General features: G+C 63.7%; 17 protein-coding genes. 11 read left to right on the top strand and 6 right to left on the bottom strand.

Annotated elements, in window-relative coordinates; genetic code table 11:
* Window position 1 precedes the first annotated feature (1 nt).
* The 11 genes from ACH2CW_RS16985 (at window position 2) to ACH2CW_RS16935 (ending at window position 12,318) form a co-directional block, all read left to right on the top strand.
* Window positions 2–1,096, top strand: a complete 1,095-nt coding sequence (locus ACH2CW_RS16985; protein ID WP_395060292.1) for an NAD(P)/FAD-dependent oxidoreductase — start codon at window positions 2–4, stop codon at window positions 1,094–1,096.
* Between the two features lie 60 nt (window positions 1,097–1,156).
* Window positions 1,157–2,116, top strand: a complete 960-nt coding sequence (gene gluQRS / locus ACH2CW_RS16980) for a tRNA glutamyl-Q(34) synthetase GluQRS (protein ID WP_395060290.1) — start codon at window positions 1,157–1,159, stop codon at window positions 2,114–2,116.
* Entirely contained in the window at window positions 2,113–2,844 is a 732-nt protein-coding gene (gene trmB, locus ACH2CW_RS16975; RefSeq protein ID WP_395060288.1) for a tRNA (guanosine(46)-N7)-methyltransferase TrmB, read from the top strand. The genes gluQRS and trmB overlap by 4 nt, the downstream gene beginning before the upstream one ends.
* Entirely contained in the window at window positions 2,841–3,755 is a 915-nt protein-coding gene (locus ACH2CW_RS16970; protein ID WP_395060286.1) for a pseudouridine synthase, read from the top strand. Before trmB ends, ACH2CW_RS16970 begins: the two co-directional genes overlap by 4 nt.
* Before the next feature lie 223 nt (window positions 3,756–3,978).
* A complete protein-coding gene (locus ACH2CW_RS16965; RefSeq protein WP_395060284.1) occupies window positions 3,979–5,124 on the top strand; it encodes a hypothetical protein in 1,146 nt (381 codons plus the stop codon).
* 296 nt (window positions 5,125–5,420) lie between these two features.
* Entirely contained in the window at window positions 5,421–6,440 is a 1,020-nt protein-coding gene (gene egtD / locus ACH2CW_RS16960; RefSeq protein WP_395060282.1) for an L-histidine N(alpha)-methyltransferase, read from the top strand.
* 45 nt (window positions 6,441–6,485) lie between these two features.
* Complete coding sequence (locus ACH2CW_RS16955) at window positions 6,486–7,757, top strand: multifunctional CCA addition/repair protein (protein WP_395060280.1); 1,272 nt, start codon at window positions 6,486–6,488, stop codon at window positions 7,755–7,757.
* 74 nt (window positions 7,758–7,831) lie between these two features.
* The gene (otsB, locus tag ACH2CW_RS16950; protein WP_395060278.1) at window positions 7,832–8,593 is read left to right on the top strand and encodes a trehalose-phosphatase; all 762 of its coding nucleotides are present in this window, start codon (window positions 7,832–7,834) and stop codon (window positions 8,591–8,593) included.
* Window positions 8,590–10,443 carry a glycoside hydrolase family 15 protein gene (locus ACH2CW_RS16945; protein ID WP_395060276.1) on the top strand — a complete coding sequence of 618 codons (1,854 nt, stop codon included), beginning with the start codon at window positions 8,590–8,592 and terminating at the stop codon, window positions 10,441–10,443. Before otsB ends, ACH2CW_RS16945 begins: the two co-directional genes overlap by 4 nt.
* Window positions 10,440–11,822 (top strand): alpha,alpha-trehalose-phosphate synthase (UDP-forming), encoded by a 1,383-nt coding sequence (gene otsA / locus ACH2CW_RS16940; RefSeq protein WP_395060274.1) that lies wholly within the window; start codon window positions 10,440–10,442, stop codon window positions 11,820–11,822. Before ACH2CW_RS16945 ends, otsA begins: the two co-directional genes overlap by 4 nt.
* Before the next feature lie 94 nt (window positions 11,823–11,916).
* On the top strand, window positions 11,917–12,318 hold the full coding sequence (locus ACH2CW_RS16935) for a hypothetical protein (protein ID WP_395060273.1): 402 nt from the start codon (window positions 11,917–11,919) through the stop codon (window positions 12,316–12,318).
* 18 nt (window positions 12,319–12,336) lie between these two features.
* Here the strand turns inward: ACH2CW_RS16935 and ACH2CW_RS16930 are convergent, their stop codons facing one another.
* The 6 genes from ACH2CW_RS16930 to ACH2CW_RS16905 all read right to left on the bottom strand — a co-directional run bounded on the left by ACH2CW_RS16930 (window position 12,337) and on the right by ACH2CW_RS16905 (window position 20,317).
* The gene (locus tag ACH2CW_RS16930) at window positions 12,337–13,347 is read right to left on the bottom strand and encodes an ROK family protein (protein ID WP_395060271.1); all 1,011 of its coding nucleotides are present in this window, start codon (window positions 13,345–13,347) and stop codon (window positions 12,337–12,339) included.
* Between the two features lie 13 nt (window positions 13,348–13,360).
* Window positions 13,361–13,555 (bottom strand): DUF2905 family protein, encoded by a 195-nt coding sequence (locus ACH2CW_RS16925; protein ID WP_395060269.1) that lies wholly within the window; start codon window positions 13,553–13,555, stop codon window positions 13,361–13,363.
* A 53-nt stretch (window positions 13,556–13,608) separates the two neighbouring features.
* A complete protein-coding gene (gene parC, locus ACH2CW_RS16920; protein WP_395060267.1) occupies window positions 13,609–15,966 on the bottom strand; it encodes a DNA topoisomerase IV subunit A in 2,358 nt (785 codons plus the stop codon).
* 68 nt (window positions 15,967–16,034) lie between these two features.
* A complete protein-coding gene (locus tag ACH2CW_RS16915; RefSeq protein WP_395060265.1) occupies window positions 16,035–17,231 on the bottom strand; it encodes a diguanylate cyclase domain-containing protein in 1,197 nt (398 codons plus the stop codon).
* A 193-nt stretch (window positions 17,232–17,424) separates the two neighbouring features.
* Entirely contained in the window at window positions 17,425–18,303 is an 879-nt protein-coding gene (locus ACH2CW_RS16910) for a lytic transglycosylase domain-containing protein (protein ID WP_395060263.1), read from the bottom strand.
* A gap of 43 nt (window positions 18,304–18,346) precedes the next feature.
* Complete coding sequence (locus ACH2CW_RS16905; protein ID WP_395060261.1) at window positions 18,347–20,317, bottom strand: DNA topoisomerase IV subunit B; 1,971 nt, start codon at window positions 20,315–20,317, stop codon at window positions 18,347–18,349.
* Window positions 20,318–20,383: the final 66 nt, after the last annotated feature.

Below are 20,383 nucleotides of genomic sequence, written 5' to 3'. Positions count from 1 at the left end.
CATGACAGCAAAAACAAAACCCGGCAAAAAACCCTCCAAACCTCCCGCGGCTTCGGCTGCCCCCCGGCACTATGCCGTGGTGGGCGCCGGCATTGCCGGCATCAGTTGCGCACGCACCCTGGTACAGGCCGGCCACCGCGTCACGGTGTTTGAAAAAAGCCGCAGCGCCGGCGGCCGCATGGCGACCCGCCACACCGAGTTCGGCGACTTCGACCATGGCACCCAGTACTTCACGGTGCGCGACGCACGTTTCGAAAAAGCCCTGGCCACCAGCGCCGGCCTGGTGCGCCCCTGGAGCGCCAACACCGTGCGCATCCTCGACGAGGCCGGCCGCGTGGTGGCCTCTTCCCTGCCTCCCAAGGAGGCGCACTGGGTGCCGACACCGGGCATGAACGCGCTGGTCAAACAATGGGCCCAGCCATTGGCCGCCGCCGATGCGCTGGTGCTGGAAACCCAGGTGATCCGCATGGAGGCAGACAAGCTGCACCCCGAGCGCTGGCAGTTGCAGACCGAAGGCCCCGGCGCACGCCCCCTGGTGTATTCGGGCTTCGATGCGGTGATCCTCGCCCTGCCCTCGCCGCAAGCGCACGCGCTGCTGCTGAGCTCGCAACAGGGCAAGGCCCTGATGCCAGCACTCGCCGGCGTCAGCATCGCCCCGTGCTGGACCCTGATGCTGGCCTTTCCGCAAGCGCTGCAGCCGACCCTGCCGCACCTGGGCCCGCAGTGGAATGCCGCGCGCAGCACGCACCACCGCATCGCCTGGCTGGCACGCGAGTCGTCCAAACCCGGCCGCAGCGCGATCGAACGCTGGACCGTGCAGGCCAGCCCTGAGTGGTCCGAACGCCATCTCGAGGATGACGACGAACGCGTCAAGGCCAAACTGCTGAAAGCCTTCACCGAGGTCACCGGCATACGCGCACAACCTCCACATGTTGCCGTGCACCGCTGGCGCTACGCCCAAACCACCGATGTGCTGGGCAAGCCCTTTTTGTGGGATGCCAAATCCCGCATCGGCGCCTGCGGCGACTGGTGCACTGGCCACCGGGTTGAAGATGGCTTTCTCTCCGGGCTCGAAATGGCTTTGTCCATCTGTTAACCACGGCCGGTGGCCATCCTTCGACAGGCTCAGTACGAACGGACAAATGAAGTGACAAGCGTGAAGGCCAACTACATTGGCCGGTTCGCGCCCTCACCCACCGGGCCGCTGCATGCCGGCTCACTGGTGGCGGCACTGGCAAGCTGGCTGGATGCGAGGGTGCACGGTGGCCGCTGGCTGGTGCGCATCGAGGACATCGACACACCGCGCTGTGTGCCGGGCGCTGACGCCCTGATCCTCCAGCAACTGGCCGCCTGCGGGCTGCTGCCCGATGCGCCACCGCTTTACCAGTCGCAGCGCGGCACGGCTTACCAAGCCGCACTGGGGGCGTTGGTCGCCAGGCAACGCGCCTACCCCTGCGGTTGCACGCGGCAGGACATCGCCCAGGCGCTGGCTGAGGCCGGACAGCCCAAACACCGCCATGGCGAGCTGGTCTACCCCGGCACCTGTCGCCACGGACTGCAGGGCCGCCCGGCGCGCGCCTGGCGCCTCCTGACCTGGAATATCGAACAGAATCTGCTTCCAGCCCATGCCCAGCAAGCGCAAGCTGCTACTGATTTGGTAGCAAACGAGAACGTGACATGGATGGACCGGCGGCTCGGTTTGCAACAGCAAAACGTCGCCGAGGCCGTGGGTGACTTCGTACTCAGGCGCGCCGATGGCCTGTGGGCCTACCAGCTCGCTGTGGTGGTGGACGATGGCGCGCAGGGCATCACCGACATCGTGCGCGGCGCGGATCTGGCAGACAACACCGCACGCCAGATCCTGTTGCAGCGCGCGCTGGGCCTGCCGACGCCACGCTACCTGCATCTGCCGCTGGTACTTGACGACGACGGCGACAAACTGTCCAAGCAGAACGGGGCGCAGCCGCTGGACACCGGCGCACCGCTGGCCTGCCTGCATGCCGCAGCGCAGGTGCTGGGCCTGCAGATGGCCACTGGCGGCGCCTTGGCGGACTGGCTGGCGCAGGCGGTGCAGCAATGGGCGGCGCTGTACGCGCCGGTAAAATCAGCCCCGTGACTGAAACAACTCCCCCCGGCGACGACCTCCCCCCTGCGACAGGGACCGCCCGCCACCGCAGCATCCGCAGCTTTGTGCGCCGCACCGGCCGCACTACCGTCGGGCAAGCCAAGGCCTTCGAAGACGTGGGCCCAGCCTACCTGCTGCCTTATGCGCCCGCGCCCCTGGACTTTGCGGCGGGGTATGGACGCACGGCGCCGACCGTCCTCGAAATCGGTTTCGGCATGGGCGAAGCCACGGCCCACATCGCCGCGCTGATGCCGGATAAAAATTTTCTCTGCTGCGAGGTACACACGCCCGGCGTGGGCGCATTGCTCAAACGCATCAGTGAGCGCGGCCTGACCAACATCCGCATCGTCCAGCACGACGCCGTGGAAGTGTTGCAGCACATGCTGGCGCCGCAAAGCCTGGACGGCGTGCACATCTTTTTCCCTGATCCCTGGCACAAGAAAAAACACAACAAACGCCGGCTGATCCAGCCGCCGCTGATCGCGCAACTGGTGAGCCGGCTCAAACCCGGCGGTTATATCCACTGCGCCACTGACTGGCAACCCTACGCCGAACAGATTCTTGAGGTGCTCGCCGCAGAGCCGCTGCTGAACAACACCGCGGGCAGTACCGATGGCGGCTATGCAACAAAGCCGCACTACCGGCCCCTGACCAAGTTTGAAAACCGCGGCATCAAGCTCGGGCACGGCGTCTGGGACCTGGTGTTCGAACGCGTGTGACGCACAAACCCGCACAGGGAGGTCTGCCGGTGCGGGACGGTGTCAGCCCCAGTTGTGTCAGCCTGCCCGGCGGCGACTGGCCGGGCTTTACCGATTTTCTGGTCCAGCGTTTCCCTGATATTTCGCGCGAGGTCTGGCTGCAGCGTATGGCGGCCGGCGAAGTTGTTGACGAATTCGGAGAAGCGGTCACACCGCAGCGCGCCTACCGCGGCCACATGCGGCTGTATTACTACCGCGCGCTGCCGCCAGAAACGCGTATTCCTTTTGACGAAGAACTGCTGTTCCAGGACGAGCACCTGGTGGTGGTCGACAAGCCGCATTTTTTGCCGGTCACACCTTCGGGCCACTACCTGCAGGAGACCTTGCTGGTGCGGCTGAAAAACCGGCTGGGCCTGCACGGCCTGAGCCCTCTGCACCGCATCGACCGCGAGACTGCGGGCATTGTGCTGTTTTCAATTCAGCCGCAGGAGCGCGCGGCCTATCAGGACCTGTTCCGCCAGCGCAGCGTCGACAAGGTGTATGAAGCGATTGCGCCCTGGCGTGCCGACATCCGCTTTCCGCGCGTGAGCCGCAGTCGCATCGTGGAGGGCCAGCCCTTCTTCCGCCAGACCGAGGTGGACGGGCCGCCGAACAGCGAAACCGCCATGGAACTGCTGGAGATACGCGGCCCGCTGGCGCGTTACGCCCTGCGCCCGGTGACGGGCAAAAAACACCAACTGCGGGTGCACATGTATGCGCTGGGCCTGCCCATCGTCAACGACCGCGTCTACCCACCGCTGGACCCAACACCCGAGGACGACTACCACTTGCCACTGCAGTTGCTGGCGCAGTCCATCAGCCTCGAGGACCCCTTCACCGGCCAGCGCCGGCAGTTCCGCAGCCAGAAAAAGCTGGATTTTCCGGAAGCTTGAATCCGGATGTCCCTGACGGTGATCTGGTACTTGAAATCGTCCGGCGCAAAGGGTTGCGCCATTGCTGGAAAAGCTGTTGACCCGCGAGCGCGGATCGGTCGGCCCGGCGTCCTCGGGTTAGCCCCTAGCGGCACCGGCTGGGTTATATTGACGCGCAACCGGAGACCAAGAGCTTGTCGGGATGCTGGACATCACAAAAAAACCGCCGGAGGAGATGCGGCGCATGAATCAATCGGGTACACCAGCCGGTCTGGACTGCGGCATTGTGCTCAGGCGGGGCGCGGGCACCAGCGCCGCGCAGTTGCTGCAAGCGCTGCTGACTCGCCTTGAAGCAGAGGAACTCGGCTCATCGGTGATGGTCCGTGACGGCACAGATGCAGCGGGAAGCTTTCTGCACCTGAGCCTTGCTGCACACCTGGCTGCCGAATGGGCGCCCGGTCACGACACGCTTGGGCTGGCCCGCAAGCTGCACCTGGCTCCCGCGCACAACCCGGCCGACCTGGTGCGTGAAATCGTGCTGGCGCTGCTGGTGTCACCGGTCTGCGCGGAGTTTCCCAGCCTGGACGAGCTGGTGTCGGCCGTGCACATCCGCCGCAATATCGTGCAGGCAGCGCGCAAGACCACACTGGCCTTCCACACCAGCCAGGCCGAACGCCCCGCCGACTGCTGGACGTACAAGGAAGACTGCGGCTTTGTCATCCTGCCTGGTGTCTCGTTGACCGCAGCGCTGGCCAAGGCCACGCAGCCCGAGGTGTCCGGCACGTTGTATGCCTTTTCCTGCTATCGCGCCACCGAGTACGTGATCCTGCTGGGCATTGCCGAGGAGCTCGCGCATTGCCATCCGGGGCTGTTTCATCAGCTGGAGTCGCTCTGGTCACAGCGGCCCATCATGTCGGGCGAGTTCCACGACGTCTTCCTGCGCGAGCAGGGGACGATGGAGGCACCGCTGCCGGCCCGTTATTTTGTGCCGGGTGACCGGGTCTGGTTTCGCAACCCCGACGAGGCGTCGGCCGATGCGTCAGGCTACGAAGGGTCCTGGGTCATTTACCTGGGGGATGGCCTGTTCACCAATTTCTGGAAACAGGACCGGCCCTACACCCTGACCGACAAATGTCTCGAAATATTTCACTGGCGGCACGCCACTTACCAGGACGCGGCTGGCGATGCGCGCATGGACGAAGCGAAGGTGGAAAAGCTGGTGGCGGCCACCCGGCTCGACCCCGCCGAGGTCGAGCGCACCCTGGCCCTGATGCAGCGTTATCGCGAGCCGCGCGGCATCTACCGGCACGGCGGTTGCATGGACACCACACGCGAGTTTGCGCGCTGGGTACACCCGGGAAGCACGGACATCGTGCTTCCCACAACATGACCGTAGGCAATGGGCTGGCAACGCGGCAATCATCTTCGCGGCGGATACACCGGAAGCCCGAACAAGCCGCCGCCGGCCGCGAGCCAGGCGTCATGCAGAAATTCGCGGCGCGCATGAATCGGATGTGACAATGAAGACAGGACCGCTTTTGAGCTTGGCAGGCAGCGCTTGCCAGCATGGGGCACGGGTCTTTGCCCCAGTTGGCCGGTGGCTTTTCCTGCAAAGAGAAACAGTCCTACACACGCAACAAGCCGATTTCTTTTAAAGTCCCTGCTACTCCTTTGAAGAATTCGATTTTGAATTTACCTCTCAAGCTCACCGGTCTGGCACTGGCACCCGCCTCCCCTCAGTTCATCAACCGCTACGGCGACAGGTCGGGGGGGCCGTCTCGCAGCGCCTCCCAGGAACTCGCCGATGGCCTGATCGATGTGGCCGCCAGCGTGGCGCCCAAGTATTTTTACGACGCGTTGGGCTCCAAGCTGTTTGAAGCCATTACCCAGCTTGAGGAGTACTACCCGACACGTACCGAAGCCGGCATTTTTGAGACGGCCCATGCGCAGATGGCCGGCGCACTGGCCGACGCGGGCATACATCAGCCCTGCCTGATCGACCTGGGTGCCGGCAACTGCGCCAAGGCCAGCAGCCTGATTCCGCACCTGCAGCCGCGGCAATATGTGCCCGTTGATATTTCGGTCGACTTCCTGAGCGACGCGGCCGAGCAGGTGCAAGCGGCCTTCCCCGCACTGGACATTGTCGGCGTCGGTATGGATTTTTCAGCCGGGCTGGTATTGCCGCCCGAAGTCCAGTCCAGCGACCGGGTGATTTTCTACCCCGGCTCCAGCCTGGGCAACTTTTCGCCAGATCAGGCGCTGGCGTTTTTGCAGCGCATGGTGGACCCGGCCCAGGGCGCCGCACGTGGCCTTCTGTTGGGCATCGACCTGGTCAAGGATCGGGCCACGCTGGAAGCCGCTTATGACGATGCGCTGGGTGTCACGGCCGCTTTCAACAAGAATATGCTCCGCCACATCAACCGCCTGCTGGGCGCCGATTTCGATACGCGCCAGTGGCGCCATCTGGCAATTTTTAACGAGTCCGAATCGCGGATCGAGATGCACCTGCAGGCGCAGAAAAACCTCAGCGTGCGCTGGCCAGGCGGCGAGCGGTCTTTTCGCGGTGGCGAACGTATCCACACCGAAAGCTCCTACAAATACACACTCGCGTCCATGTCCACCCTGCTGCGGCGCGCGGGTTTCACGCAGATCAACTACTGGACCGACCCAAAGGGCTGGTTTGCGGTTTTTTGGGCTGCGGTCTAGCAGCCCGTCAGACTTCCGAGCAAGCGCTGCCCCTACACTTGCACCATGGAGATCTACATGGTCGGCGGCGCAGTCCGTGATGCCTTGCTCGGCCTGCCCGTGCAGGACCGGGATTGGGTGGTGGTGGGGGCAACGCCGGACGAACTGGTGGCCCAGGGTTTTTTGCCGGTCGGCAAGGACTTTCCGGTCTTTCTTCATCCCCAGACACGGGATGAATATGCGTTGGCCCGTACCGAGCGCAAAACGGCACGCGGCTACCGCGGTTTTGAGATCCACGCGGCCCCCGGTGTGACGCTTGAAGAAGATCTGGCGCGACGCGACCTTACTATCAATTCCATAGCTATTCACGCCCGCCCGGCATGGGCTGAAGGCCAATTTGATATAAAAGAAGAGCTTCTGATCGACCCCTGGGGCGGGCACCGCGATTTGCAGGCCAAAGTGTTGCGCCATGTCACTGACGCTTTCCGGGAGGACCCGGTGCGCATCCTGCGGGTTGCGCGTTTTGCCGCGCGCTTTGCGGACTTCACGGTGGCGCCGGAAACCCTGGCCTTGATGCGCGAGATGGTGGCGGACGGCGAGGTCAATGCGCTGGTGGCCGAGCGGGTCTGGCAGGAATTGGCGCGCGGCCTGATGGAGGACACCCCGTCGCGCATGTTCGAGGTGCTGCGCGCCTGCGGGGCACTCCAGAAGCTGCTGCCCGAAGTTGACCGCCTCTGGGGCGTGCCGCAACGCGCCGAGTACCACCCCGAAGTCGATACCGGCATCCACCTGATGATGGTGCTGGACATGGCGGCGCGCCTGCAGGCCCCCCTGGCCGTGCGTTTTGCCTGCCTCGGCCATGACCTGGGCAAGGGCACGACGCCGGCCGAGGTGTGGCCGCGCCACATCGGCCATGAAGAACGCAGTGCGCGCTTGCTCCGGGGCCTGTGTGAGCGCCTGCGTGTGCCGACCGACTGTCGCGAGCTCGGTGAGGTGGTGGCGCGTGAACACGGCAATATCCACCGCAGCGCGGAGTTCGGCGCGGCTGCATTGGTGCGCCTGCTGGAGCGCTGCGACGCTTTTCGAAAGCCGCAGCGTTTCGCAGAGGTTTTGCTGTCCTGCGAATGTGACGCGCGCGGCCGGCTTGGGCTGGAAGACTCCGCCTACCCCCAGCGCGCACGCCTGGGCCGGGTCCTGCAGGCAGCGCAGTCGGTCGCCACCGAGCCGGTGGCCCAGGCCGCGCAGGCAGCCGGACTGTCGGGCGCAAACATCGGCGAGATGATCCAGGCCGCCCGTGTGCGAGCAGTACAGCAGTCGCTGGAAACCGGCACGCACTGAGCGTCATCGGGCCAAACACGGCTCCGGCCTACAGGCTGCTGGCGGGCTTTCTGCTAAGGTAGCTTGCAATGCTCATGCCTCACGAAATGCTTCCCCGCATCACCGCCCGCACAGCGCTTTTTCTTGACTTCGACGGAACGCTGGTGGAGATCGCGTCCCACCCCGACGCGGTCCTTGTTCCTCCCGCACTCACCCGCACGTTGGCCGCCCTGTCCAGCCAACTCGACGGAGCGCTGGCGCTGGTGTCGGGTCGCCGCCTGCGCGATCTGGATGGTTTTCTCGCTCCGCTGCTATTGCCGGCTGCCGTCGAGCACGGCGCGCAACGCCGCAACGCGCAGGCTCAGCTGATCAGCGCACCGGCCGCCGACCTGCGCCATGTGCTCGCTGCTGCGGAGGGCCTGGTCCGGCAGTACCGAGCCCTTCAGCTCGAACATAAAAACCTGGCGCTCAGCCTGCATTACCGCCACGCGCCAGAACTCGAAGCCTTGTGCCTGCAGGTGATGCAGGCAGCGGTGGCACAGAGCAAGGGCCTGCAGCTGATGCAGGGCAAATGTGTGATTGACCTCAAGCTGAGCGGCGTCAGCAAGGGCACAGCCATTGCGGCCTTCATGACCGAGGCGCCGTTTGCCGGACGGGTTCCGGTATTTGCCGGCGATGACGTCACCGACGAAGACGGTTTCAGCGCAGTGCTGGGATTGGGCGGACATGCCGTCAAGGTTGGCCCCGGCCCCACCAGCGCGCAGTACCGTTGCGCTGGCGTGCCCGAAATGGCCACCTGGCTACAGTCGGCGCTTGTCCCCCGCCGCGCTTCGCGCGCTGAAAGTTTGTCCTCATGAGTAATTCCAGTCCTGACGCTCCCTTGCCATCCGCCGCCGCAGATGGTGCCCACAGCTTTGCAGCACCGGCTTCGCCTTCGCTGTCACTGGGCGTGATCGGCAACTGCGCCTTCAGCGCGCTGGTCGATGCGCGCGCGCGCATTGTCTGGTGCTGCCTGCCGCGTTTTGACGGCGACCCGGTCTTCAACGCCCTGCTGGACCCCAGCGACAAGGGCAGCGCCTTTGCGATCGAGATTGAAAATTTCTCGCACAGCAAGCAATGGTATGAACACAACACGGCCGTGCTGCGCACGCAGTTGTTTGACACCAGTGGCCAGGCGATTGAAATCACCGACTTCGCGCCGCGCTTTTACCGGCGCTCGCGTTTTTTCCGGCCCATGACCCTGGTGCGCCGCGTGCGCCCCATCCACGGCGCGCCGCGCATCCGCGTGGCGCTGGACGTCCGTTACGACTGGGGCCGCAGCACACCTGCCATCACGCATGGCAGCAACCACCTGCGTTATGTCGGTGACGCGCTGACCCTGCGCCTGAACACCGACGCGCCGATTGCCCATCTGCTGTCGCGCCAGCCTTTTGTGCTGACACGTGAACACAACTTCCTGCTCGGCGCCGACGAGTCGCTGGCCGACGGCATTGCCGACACCGCGCGCCTGTTCGAGGAAGAAACACTGAGTTACTGGCGCAAGTGGAGCCAGCGCCTGCACCTGCCGCTGCAGTGGCAGGAAGCCGTGATACGTGCTGCCATCACACTCAAGCTCTCGCTGTTTGAAGACACCGGGGCCATTGTTGCGGCCATGACCACGAGCATTCCCGAGGCACCCCACAGCGGCCGGACCTGGGACTACCGCTTCTGCTGGCTGCGCGACGCCTTTTTTGTGGTGCGCGCGCTCAACAGCCTGTCTGAAGTCGGCACCATGGAAGACTACCTGCGCTGGCTCAGCAACGTGGTGGTGCAGGCCGGCGGCGGCCACATCCAGCCGCTGTACGGCATCGGTCTGGAGCGCGAACTGCCGGAGGCCACCTACGGCCATCTGGGCGGCTACCGCAACATGGGCCCGGTGCGCGTGGGCAACCAGGCGCAGGAGCATTTCCAGCACGACGTCTACGGCAACGTGGTGCTGGGTGCGGCCCAGGCTTTCCACGACCACCGCTTGCTGCATCGCGCCGGCGAAGCCGAATTTGCGCGACTGGAAGCAGTCGGCGAACAGGCTGTGCGCAACTACGACAAACCCGACGCCGGCATGTGGGAGCTGCGTACCCGCGCCCGAGTGCACACCTCGTCGGCGCTGATGTGCTGGGCCGCCTGTGATCGTCTCGGCAAGATTGCCGTCACGCTGAAGCAGCCAGAGCGCGCGATTTACTGGCACGGCCATGCCAACACCATGCGCGAGCGTATCCTGCGCGAATCCTGGAGCGAGGAGCGCCAGGCCTTCGCCGAAAGTTTTGGGGGCCGCGATCTCGATGCCAGTGTGCTCTTGATGATCGAAGTCGGCTTCATCGACCCCAAGGACCCGCGTTTTGTCGCCACCGTCGATGCGCTGGAAAAGCATTTGTGCGATGGCCCCTACATGCGGCGTTATGAAGCGCCCGATGACTTCGGCAAACCCGAAACCGCCTTCAACATCTGCACCTTCTGGCGCATCGATGCGCTGGCCCGCATCGGCCGCAAGGCGCAGGCGCGCGAGATTTTCGAAACCATGCTGGCTGCGCGCAACCATGTCGGCCTGCTGTCGGAAGACACACACCCGGTGACCGGTGAGATGTGGGGCAACTTCCCTCAGACCTACTCGATGGTGGGCATCATCAACGCGGCGGTGCGCCTTTCAGACCCTTGGGACAGCCAGGTATGAGCAGACTTGTTGTGGTCTCCAACCGGGTCGCCGATCCGCGCAAGACGGCAGCGGGCGGCCTGGCGGTGGCGCTCGGTGATGCGCTTTCCACCAACGGGGGCTTGTGGTTCGGCTGGAGCGGCACGATTGTCGAAGGCGGCACGCCCGGTGAGGGCGAGATACACACCCAGCAGGCCGGCAACGTCACCCTGAGCACCGTGGACCTGTGCCGGGAGGACCACGACAGTTACTACCTGGGCTACAGCAACGGCGTGCTCTGGCCGGTCTTTCACTACCGGCTGGACCTGGCGGACTTCGATGCCGGCTTCATCGGCGGCTACCGCCGCGTCAACCAGATGATGGCGCGCAAGCTGATGCCCCTTCTCCAACCCGACGACATCATCTGGGTCCATGACTACCACCTCATCCCGATGGCCGCCGAACTGCGAGCCATGGGCTGCAAAAACCGCATCGGTTTCTTTTTGCACATCCCCCTGCCGCCACCGCTGATTCTGGCCGCGATCCCGCAGCACGAGTGGCTGATCCGCTCGCTGTTTGCCTACGATCTGGTGGGACTGCAAAGCCAGAGCGACGTGGACCATTTCTCGCGTTATGTGGGACAGGAAGCCGGCGCCGAAGCGCTGGACAAACACCAGTTCCGTGCGTTCGGGCGCACCGTGCATTCACAGGCGTTTCCGATCGGGATCGACGTCGATGAATTTGCGGCGCTGACCCATGGCAAGGATGCGCGCGACATGTTCGACAGCATGAAGGACGAGTATTCGCGCCGGCGCCTGCTGCTGGGTGTGGAGCGGCTCGACTACTCCAAAGGACTGCCGCAGCGCCTGCGGGCGTTTCGCCAGTTGCTGCAGCAGTATCCCGAAAACCTGGGCAGTGCCACGCTGATCCAGATCGCCTCACCGAGCCGTGAGGCGCTGGACACCTACTCCGGGCTGCGCCAGGAGCTCGAAAGTCTCTGCGGATCGATCAATGGCGACTACGGAGAACTTGACTGGATGCCGGTGCGTTACATCCATCGCAACGTGGCGCGCAAACGCCTTCCCGGCCTGTACCGGGTGGCCAGCGTGGCCCTGGTCACGCCGCTGCGCGACGGCATGAACCTGGTCGCCAAGGAATTTATTGCGGCGCAGGATCCGGCCGATCCTGGCGTGCTGGTGCTTTCGCGTTTTGCCGGCGCGGCCGAGCAGCTCAAGGAAGCGCTGCTGGTCAACCCCTACGACACCCACGGTACCGCTGAAAGCATCCAGGTCGCGCTGCAGATGCCCCTGGCCGAACGCCAGAAACGTCACCAGAAGTTGCTTGAGCGTATCCGCCAGCAGGATGTGCATTGGTGGCGCAAGGCCTTTCTGAATACACTCACCGACCTGGATCCGGGCTGAGGCCAGCGAAAGCGGCGCGGCCGGGCGGGTCTTTGCCAGGCGCTGGCAGGAATACGGGAAGTATGTAACTATTCCTTATTCACCCGGAACGGCCATGACTCAACGCAACTACCTCAACCGTCCACTGGCCGAGGGTATACGCACCATCGGTTTTCGAAAATGGTACGAACGTGAACTGCTGTCCAGTCATGCGCACATGTTGCTGGCTCTGCTCAGCACGATTGCGCTGATGGCGACGCTGGAGCTTTTTCAGGGCGGCACCCTCGGCGACAAACTGGTCAACGCCGGCCTGTTTATCGTCAGTGGTGCGTTGGCACTCTGGGCCTTGCGCCGCTATCTCTACCTGTTATCGCACGCAGAAACCGTCGCCGACCAGGCCAATTGCCCGCAATGCGCGGAGTACGGCCGCCTGAGCGTGGTGGAAGAGGACCGCCGCAACGGACAGTTGCTGGTGAGGTGCCGAAAATGCAGCCACGAATGGAAGCTGCTGCCCTGAGCGATGCGGTCTGAAGGCTCAGGCCACCAAGGCCAGCGCCGCGTAGTCCCCGACCTTGTCTTTCAGCCCGGCGGCCACCAGCTCAACGCCTTCTGTCAAGGCGGGCAATCTGCCGCTGAGCTGCGCCTGCAAACGCGGGAGCAGGTAGTCTCGGTGATGCCAGAACACGCTACCTCCCAGGCTGATGCTCTGAAGGTCCAGCGTCACCACCAGGTTGTACAGCGCGCGACCCAGGATCCGGCAAAGATCGTCGACCAGCAGCGCCGCTTGCGCGTCACCGCTGCGTGCGGCTTGCAGCAGGCCCGCCGCGTCCGCATAACCGCGACTTGCAAAACGCCGTGGTATCGCGTTGCCGGCGACCAGGGCTTCGAGGTCGCCAATGTTGCCGCAGCCGCACAGCGCGTCATCGTTGTCACTGACAAACATATGGCCCGCATGACCGGCGTTGCCCATTTTGCCGTGCAGCGGTCGGCCATCGACGCACAGGCCGACGCCGATGCCGGTGCTCCAGGTCACATAAGCACAATGGTCCAGGCCCTGTAGCGCGCCCCAGCGGCGCTCGGCTTCCAGCGCGGCAATGCCGTCGTTTTCAATGCGTACCTGCTTGAACACAGCGCGCAGCGGTGCTTCCAGTACAGCCGACCTCCAGGTGTTGGGCAAACCACGCGCTGCGCCGGCGAGGCCGCCGCAGATGTTGGGCGCGGCCAGCTCGATGGACCCCTGGTTCAGGACAAATGGTCCGCAAGACGCCACGCCAACTGCGGCCAAGTCTTCGCGGCTGACCTGCGCTGCCCGGCAACTGCCGTCAATCATTCGAAGCACCTGCTGCGCCAACGCGTCAGCGCCGCCTTCCCTGGCCGTGGGCTCGACCAGCCGGCCCCGAACACCCTGCGAATCGAGTACGCTGACAGCGACCTTGGTGCCACCGATGTCCACACAGGCCACTGGCGCCGTACCGGCAGACAAGCGCACATCCGGCGCCCCGTCGTGAGTGCTCAGGGCCTGGGCTTGAACGGTGTGGGTCGGCATCTGTTCTCCGGGTTCAAATCAGTTTGCTGATCAGGCTTGCCAGTGCACTCAGCAGCAGGGTGGTGGTCAGCGGAATAAACCATTCGCGGCCAAACAACTTGAAGCGGAAGTCGCCCGGCAGTTTTCCGAAGCCCAGCTTTTGCAGCAATGGGGTGAACCAGCTGATCAGGATCAGGGCCAGGAAAATCACCAGCATCCAGCGAATCATGGGCCTGCTGTATGGGATTAGAAACGCGGAAAAAGCAGCATCACCAGCCGGTGTTATTCCAGCCGCGAGATCGACGACGGCTTGAAGCCCAGATCAGCCGCCTTGCCCTTGCGCGCACGTGCGGCTCGTGCATTGTTCAGGCTGCGGATCTCCAGCGTTTCCTCGCGAACCTTGCCGCCACGTCCGATGCCTTCGATTTTCACGCTGCGGGTGTAGGCAGCCGCGCCAGCCAGGGTGTCCTTGGCGTCCAGGTCGATCAGCATCAGACCCCGGCCGCCGGCGGGCTGGGTTTTGAGTTCGCTGATTTCAAAGGTCAGGATGCGCCCGGCTGTTGATGCGCAGGCCACGTGGGTGGCCGGGTTGAGCGGCGCTGGGCCGCTGCTGCCTGAGACATGGGAGGGCTTGCAGATCGTCTCGCCTTCGGCGCAACTGATGAAGGCCTTGCCACCCTTAAGCCGCGTCGTCATGTTCTCCACCGTCGCGAGGAAGCCGTAACCGCCGCTGCCGCTGAGCAGCAGCGTCGCGCTGGTCGGGCCCGCGAAATAATGCGCGGGCTGCGTGCCGGTTTCCAGATCAATCAAGGTGGTGACGGGCTGCCCGTCGCCGCGCGCACCGGGCAACATGGCGACCGGAATCGAATAAACGCGCCCCGAGCCTTTGCTGGCCGTACCAAATACCAGCAGGCTGTCCACCGTGCGGCATTCAAAGGTGCTGTACAGGCCGTCACCGGACTTGAAGGCAAAACTCGCCGCATCATGGCCGTGGCCGCTGCGCGCGCGCACCCAGCCCTTGGCGCTGACCACCACGGTGACCGGCTCGTCGAGCACCTTGACTTCGAGCACGGCTTTTTTCTCGGCCTGGATCAGCGTGCGGCGCGGGTCGGCGAACTGTTTGGCGTCCAGCTCGATTTCCTTGACCATCAGGCGTCGCAAAGCCGCCGGGCTGCCGAGGATTTCTTCGAGCTTGCCCTGCTCTTCGCGCAGGCTCTTGAGCTCCTGCTCGATCTTGATGGCTTCCAGCCTGGCCAGTTGGCGCAGGCGGATTTCAAGAATATCTTCGGCCTGCCGGTCGCTCAGATTAAAACGGGTTATCAGTGCCGCCTTGGGCTCCTCAGCCTGGCGGATGATGGCAATCACCTCGTCGATATTGAGCAGCACCAGTTGCCGGCCCTCAAGGATGTGGATTCGGTCGAGCACCTTGCCCAGGCGGTGTTGTGAACGCCGCTCTATCGTCGTCTGGCGAAAGCTGATCCACTCGCTGAGCATCTGCCGCAGGTTTTTCTGCGTTGGCCGACCGTCCAGACCGACCATGGTCAGGTTGATGCTGGACGAACTCTCCAGGCTGGTGTGCGCCAGCAGGGTGGTGATCAGCTCGCTCTGGCTGATGCGGCTGGTCTTGGGCTCGAACACCAGCCGCACGGCGGCGTCCTTGCTCGACTCGTCGCGCACCACATCGAGCACGGCCAGCACGGTTTGTTTGAGCTGCACCTGGTCCAGGCTCAGCGCCTTCTTGCCGGCCTTGATCTTGGGGTTGGTGATCTCTTCAATTTCTTCCAGCACACGCTGCGTGCTGACGCCGGGCGGTAGCTCCTGCACCACCAGTTGCCACTGGCCGCGCGCCAGGTCCTCGATCTTCCAGCGCGCGCGCACCTTGAGCGAACCGCGGCCGGTGCTGTAGGCAGCAGCAATGTCGGCGGCCGTCGAGATGATCTGGCCGCCGCCCGGATAGTCGGGCCCAGCGATCAGTGCGTACAGCTCGTCATCGGAGAGTTTGGGGGTCTTGATCAGCGCGATGCAGGCATCAGCGATTTCGCGCAGGTTGTGGCTGGGGATTTCGGTGGCCAGCCCGACCGCAATGCCGCTGGCGCCGTTGAGCAGGGTGAAAGGTAGCCGCGCCGGCAACTGGCGGGGTTCCTCAAACGAGCCGTCGTAGTTCGGCACAAAATCGACCGTGCCTTCGTCGAGTTCATCAAGCAGCAGCGTGGTGATTTTCGCCAGCCGCGCCTCGGTATAACGCATGGCAGCCGCGCCGTCACCGTCGCGGCTACCGAAGTTGCCCTGACCGTCGATCAGCGGGTAACGCTGGCTGAAGTCCTGCGCCATGCGCACCATCGCGTCATAGGCGGCCTGGTCGCCGTGCGGATGGTACTTGCCCAGCACGTCGCCGACCACACGCGCGCTTTTGACCGGCTTGGCACCACCCGCGCCGGAAAACCCCAGACCCATGCGCGCCATGGCGTACATGATGCGGCGCTGCACCGGCTTCTGGCCGTCACAGACATCGGGCAGGGCCCGGCCCTTGACCACGCTGAGCGCATATTCCAGGTAGGCGCGCTGGGCGTAAGCGGCGAGCGACTCCTGGTCGGGCAGCTCGGGGGCGGCGGGAGGGGGAGGTGTGAAAAGATCGTCCATGGGGTCAGGAGTTGCGCAGGTCAGGAAACAAAAAAGAGGGAAAGCCTGGCATCAGGCGGCGCTGCCGCTCAGAAACTGCTGTTGCTCGCGGCGCTTTGCGGCCGGCGTATTTGTCCGTTGGAAAACAGCAGAATGTTGCGTGAACGGTGGGTATCGGGCCAGGCCGCGAAATGATTGACCAAACCACGCAGCCAGGCCTGCGCGGCGGCGGTGTGGGGCAGCACCCTGACCTTCAGATCGGTGGCGATGACACGAAACTGCAAAGACACGCCGGGCAGGAAATCACTTTCGATGCGCAATCCGCTGACCAGCAACCGCGTCGCCAGAGAATCGACTTGCCCGTCGTCCTCCAAGTCCTGGGCAACCACGGCAAACAATTGCTCCGTGATCCGGGCCGCGGTGTCGCTGTCGCTGATGGCACGCCGGATGCGGTTGGCTGCTTCAAGAATGATTTTTTCCTTGGAGTCCGCGCCCAGTTCATGGAGCAGCCCGGCCAGGTTGTTGATCTCGATCAGATAGAGCGCTCCGCCGTGTTTGAGATTCTGGGCGCGGCCGATGGCCGGCCGCAGCCGGTCAATCAAAACTGCCAGGCTGGACAGGCCGGTCAGCGGATCGGTGACCTTGGCGGCGAGCCCGCGCAACCGGCCTTCATTGAGCAGGCGGCTGCGCCAGACCAGCGCCAGATAGGTCGCAGGCAGTTGCAGCAACAGCATCAGGGCCACCGGCCAATAGCTGGCCTCGGAAACCACGGTGCCCAGCAAAAAAAGCAGCGCGACGACCAGCCCGCCCAGGTGCCCCAGCACCAGCCACCATTTCCAGGGGCCGGAAATGCGCCAGGCGGGCAGACACAAATACAACCATGACAGCACCAGCAGGGCCCCCAGCCCATAGCTGCCAGCCAGGATGGCCAACGGCGAGTTATCCACCATCCGAAGCCCTGCGATTGCGAGCGCGATCAGCACGGTCGCGGCCATCACGAGCTGATCTCCCAGGCTGATCTGGCGCTTGCGCAGCAGCCAGGCATGCAGGCCGGCGACCAGGGTCGGCCCAAGAATCAACACAACAGATTCAATGTCATGAAGCGGCAAGTCCGTCTGCCGACCCGCAAGCAAGGCCACAGTGACAAGCAGCACGTAGCCGCCCAGGGCGAACAGGGTCGGCTCGTCGTAGGCGTAAGCAATGATCAGACTGAACAGCATCACCAGGCCCAACACACCGGCGGCGACGCCCAAGGCAAAAATATCAGCGGCAAAAACAGGATTCACTGAGGGCCTGCCTTCACCATTTGGTTATAGAAGTGCGAACGTGCTGAAAACAGCGCCAATCGAGGCGCGCGACGGCACCCAAACTGCGCGTCTGGGTTGGGAGTGCAACGCGGAATGGCTTTGTTTTCATCCCGTTGCCCCCGGGTTGCGGTGAAACGCGCAACGCATCTTGCATAAATCGTGAAGACAGGCCCTACTCCCGTTCAATCTTGAATTCCGGTGCGACCGGCATCTGCCCCACCAAGGGGAGGGGCTGATTACCGCGCCCGGTGGCGCCACCCGCAGGCCGGCCAGTGTTGCCACCCATCATTTCCAGTCGGACTCGACCTGGCCGGCGCGCATCAACCAGCGCGCTGGGCGGTTTCAGGTGGGCATACAGTTGCATCACGGTTTTGACGTAGTTTTTTGTCTCAGTGTAATTCGGGATCTTGTTGCCGGCACGCTGGACCGCGCCTTCTCCGGCGTTGTAGGCTGCCACCGCCAGTTCGAGCTGGCCGGGGAACAAGTCGATCAGGTAGCGCAGGTAACGCGAGCCGGCGCGAATATTGGTCCTGGGATCGGTCAGCTTTTTTTCGATCGTCGCCCTCGTGTCCGGCCTGACGCCGTATTGTTGGGCCGTCGGCGGCATCAATTGCATCAGGCCGACAGCACCCTTGGGCGAGACCGCATGGGTGTTGAAGCCCGATTCGGTCGCAATCAGCGCCTGCAGCAATTCATAGTCGATGTCCTGCGCCACCGAGGCCTCACGCAGCAGATGTTTGACCGCCTTGTAATTGGGGGACACATCGAAAAAGGCCAGCAACTTTGGCGGTGCGCCGGTTGCACCTGGGTTGTAAGGCGGCAGCCCGCGGTTGCCACGGCTGGTGTCAAAAGTTTCGCCGCTGCGAAAGAAGAGCTGGTATCGCTCGTCGAGGCGCTCGGCAGAAAAATGGGCGACGCCCGCGTTATCGACATACCCCCAGACATCGGCGCGGGCCGGTACGGCGAGCAGCCCCATCGCCGCAGCCATCAAAAAAGATAGCAGCTTGCGCCCAAGCGCCATGGGCTGGCGCCGCTTTTTATGCATGAACATACCCATGCCGGTGGAGTTGCATCACTGTCATGTATCGCTACCTTTAAATGTCAATTTCCACGGCGTCCCCGTGGAGTTCCATCAGTTCGCGCCGCGCAGCGGCCTCACCCTTGCCCATCAGTTTGGTCACCAGGGACTCGGTCTGGGCAAAATCCATGTTGCCCAATTGCACCGGCAACAGGCGGCGGGTATCTGGATTGAGTGTGGTTTCCCACAATTGTTCCGCATTCATTTCGCCCAGGCCCTTGAAGCGGCTGATGGCCCAAGCCCCTTCGCGCACGCCTTCCTTGCGCAACTTGTCCAGAATCGCAGTCAACTCCCCCTCATCGAGCGCGTACGCCTTGGAAGCAGGTTTTTTGCCTCGGGCCGGCGCATCGACCCGGAACAGCGGCGGGCGGGCCACATAGACATGGCCGGTTTCGATCAGTTTCGGGAAGTGCCGGAAAAACAGGGTCAACAGCAGCACCTGGATGTGTGATCCGTCCACGTCGGCGTCGGACAGGATGCAGACCTTGCCGTAACGCAGGCCGCTGAGGTCGGGCGTGTCGTTGGGGCCGTGTGGATCAACACCGATGGCAACCGCGATGTCATGGATTTCGGTGTTGGCAAACAGCCGGTCACGCTCCACCTCCCAGGTGTTGAGCACCTTGCCGCGCAGCGGCAGGATGGCCTGGCTTTCCTTGTCGCGGCCCATCTTGGCGCTGCCACCGGCCGAGTCGCCCTCGACCAGAAACACCTCGTTGTGCGCCAGGTCGCGGCTTTCACAATCGGTCAGCTTGCCGGGCAACACGGCCACGCCAGAGCCCTTGCGTTTTTCGACCTTCTGGCCGGCTTTTTGCCGGCTTTGCGCCGCCTTGATGGCCAGTTCGGCGAGTTTTTTGCCATAGTCGACATGCTGGTTCAGCCACAGCTCCAGCGTCGGCCGCACACAGCTGGACACCAGGCGCACCGCGTCACGGGAATTGAGGCGTTCCTTGATCTGGCCCTGAAACTGCGGGTCCAGCACCTTGGCGGAGAGCACATAACTGGCGCGCGCAAACACGTCTTCAGGCAACAACTTGACGCCCTTGGGCAGGAGCGAATGCAGGTCGACAAAACTCTTGACCGCCTGGAACACGCCATCGCGCAAGCCGCTTTCGTGCGTGCCACCGGCGCTGGTCGGGATCAGGTTGACATAACTCTCGCGCACCGGCTGGCCGTCCTCGGTGAAGGCCAGGCACCACTGGGCGCCCTCGCCCTCGGCAAAACTGTCGTGCGCGGCGTCGGCAAAACCTTCATTTTCAAACAAGGGAATCACCGGATCGGCCGGCAAGGTCTGCATCAAATAGTCGCGCAGGCCACCCTTGTAAATCCAGGTCTGCACCTCTTTGGTTTTTTCCACCGCCAGCGTCACGGTGACGCCGGGCATCAGCACCGCCTTGCTGCGCAGCAGGTGGGTGAGCTCGGCCATGGGCAGCGCCGAGGCTTCAAAGTATTTGGCATCAGGCCAGGCCCGCACCGTGGTGCCGGACTTGCGGTCACCCTCGACGGCCTTGCGCAGGTGGAGTTTCTCGGTGACCTCGCCGGCCTCGAACACCAACTTGGCGACCATGCCGTCACGGTAAGAGGTGGCCTCCAGCCGTTTGGACAGTGCATTGGTCACGCTGACACCGACGCCATGCAGGCCGCCAGAAAAGCTGTAGGCCCCGCCCTTGCCCTTGTCGAACTTGCCGCCGGCATGCAGGCGGGTGAACACCAGCTCGATCACCGGCGCCTTTTCTTCCGGGTGCAGGCCATAGGGAATGCCGCGGCCGTCATCCTCGATGCTGACCGAGCCGTCGGTGTGCAGCGTCACCTTGATCTTTTTGCCGTGTCCGGCCAGCGCCTCGTCGGCCGAGTTGTCCAGCACTTCCTGGATGATGTGCAGCGGGTTGTCGGTGCGCGTGTACATGCCCGGCCGCTGCTTGACGGGCTCCAGGCCCTTGAGCACGCGGATTGAGCCTTCGGAATAGTCGTTGGGTAGTTTGGTCGCCATGGGAGCGCTGATTGTAGTCCGGCAGGATTTGATAACTGGATGAATACACAGCTCAAAAATCGACGC

The organism is Polaromonas sp. (assembly GCF_043778355.1).
GTDB lineage: Bacteria > Pseudomonadota > Gammaproteobacteria > Burkholderiales > Burkholderiaceae_C > Polaromonas.
This window is presented reverse-complemented; position numbering and strand designations above follow the sequence as displayed.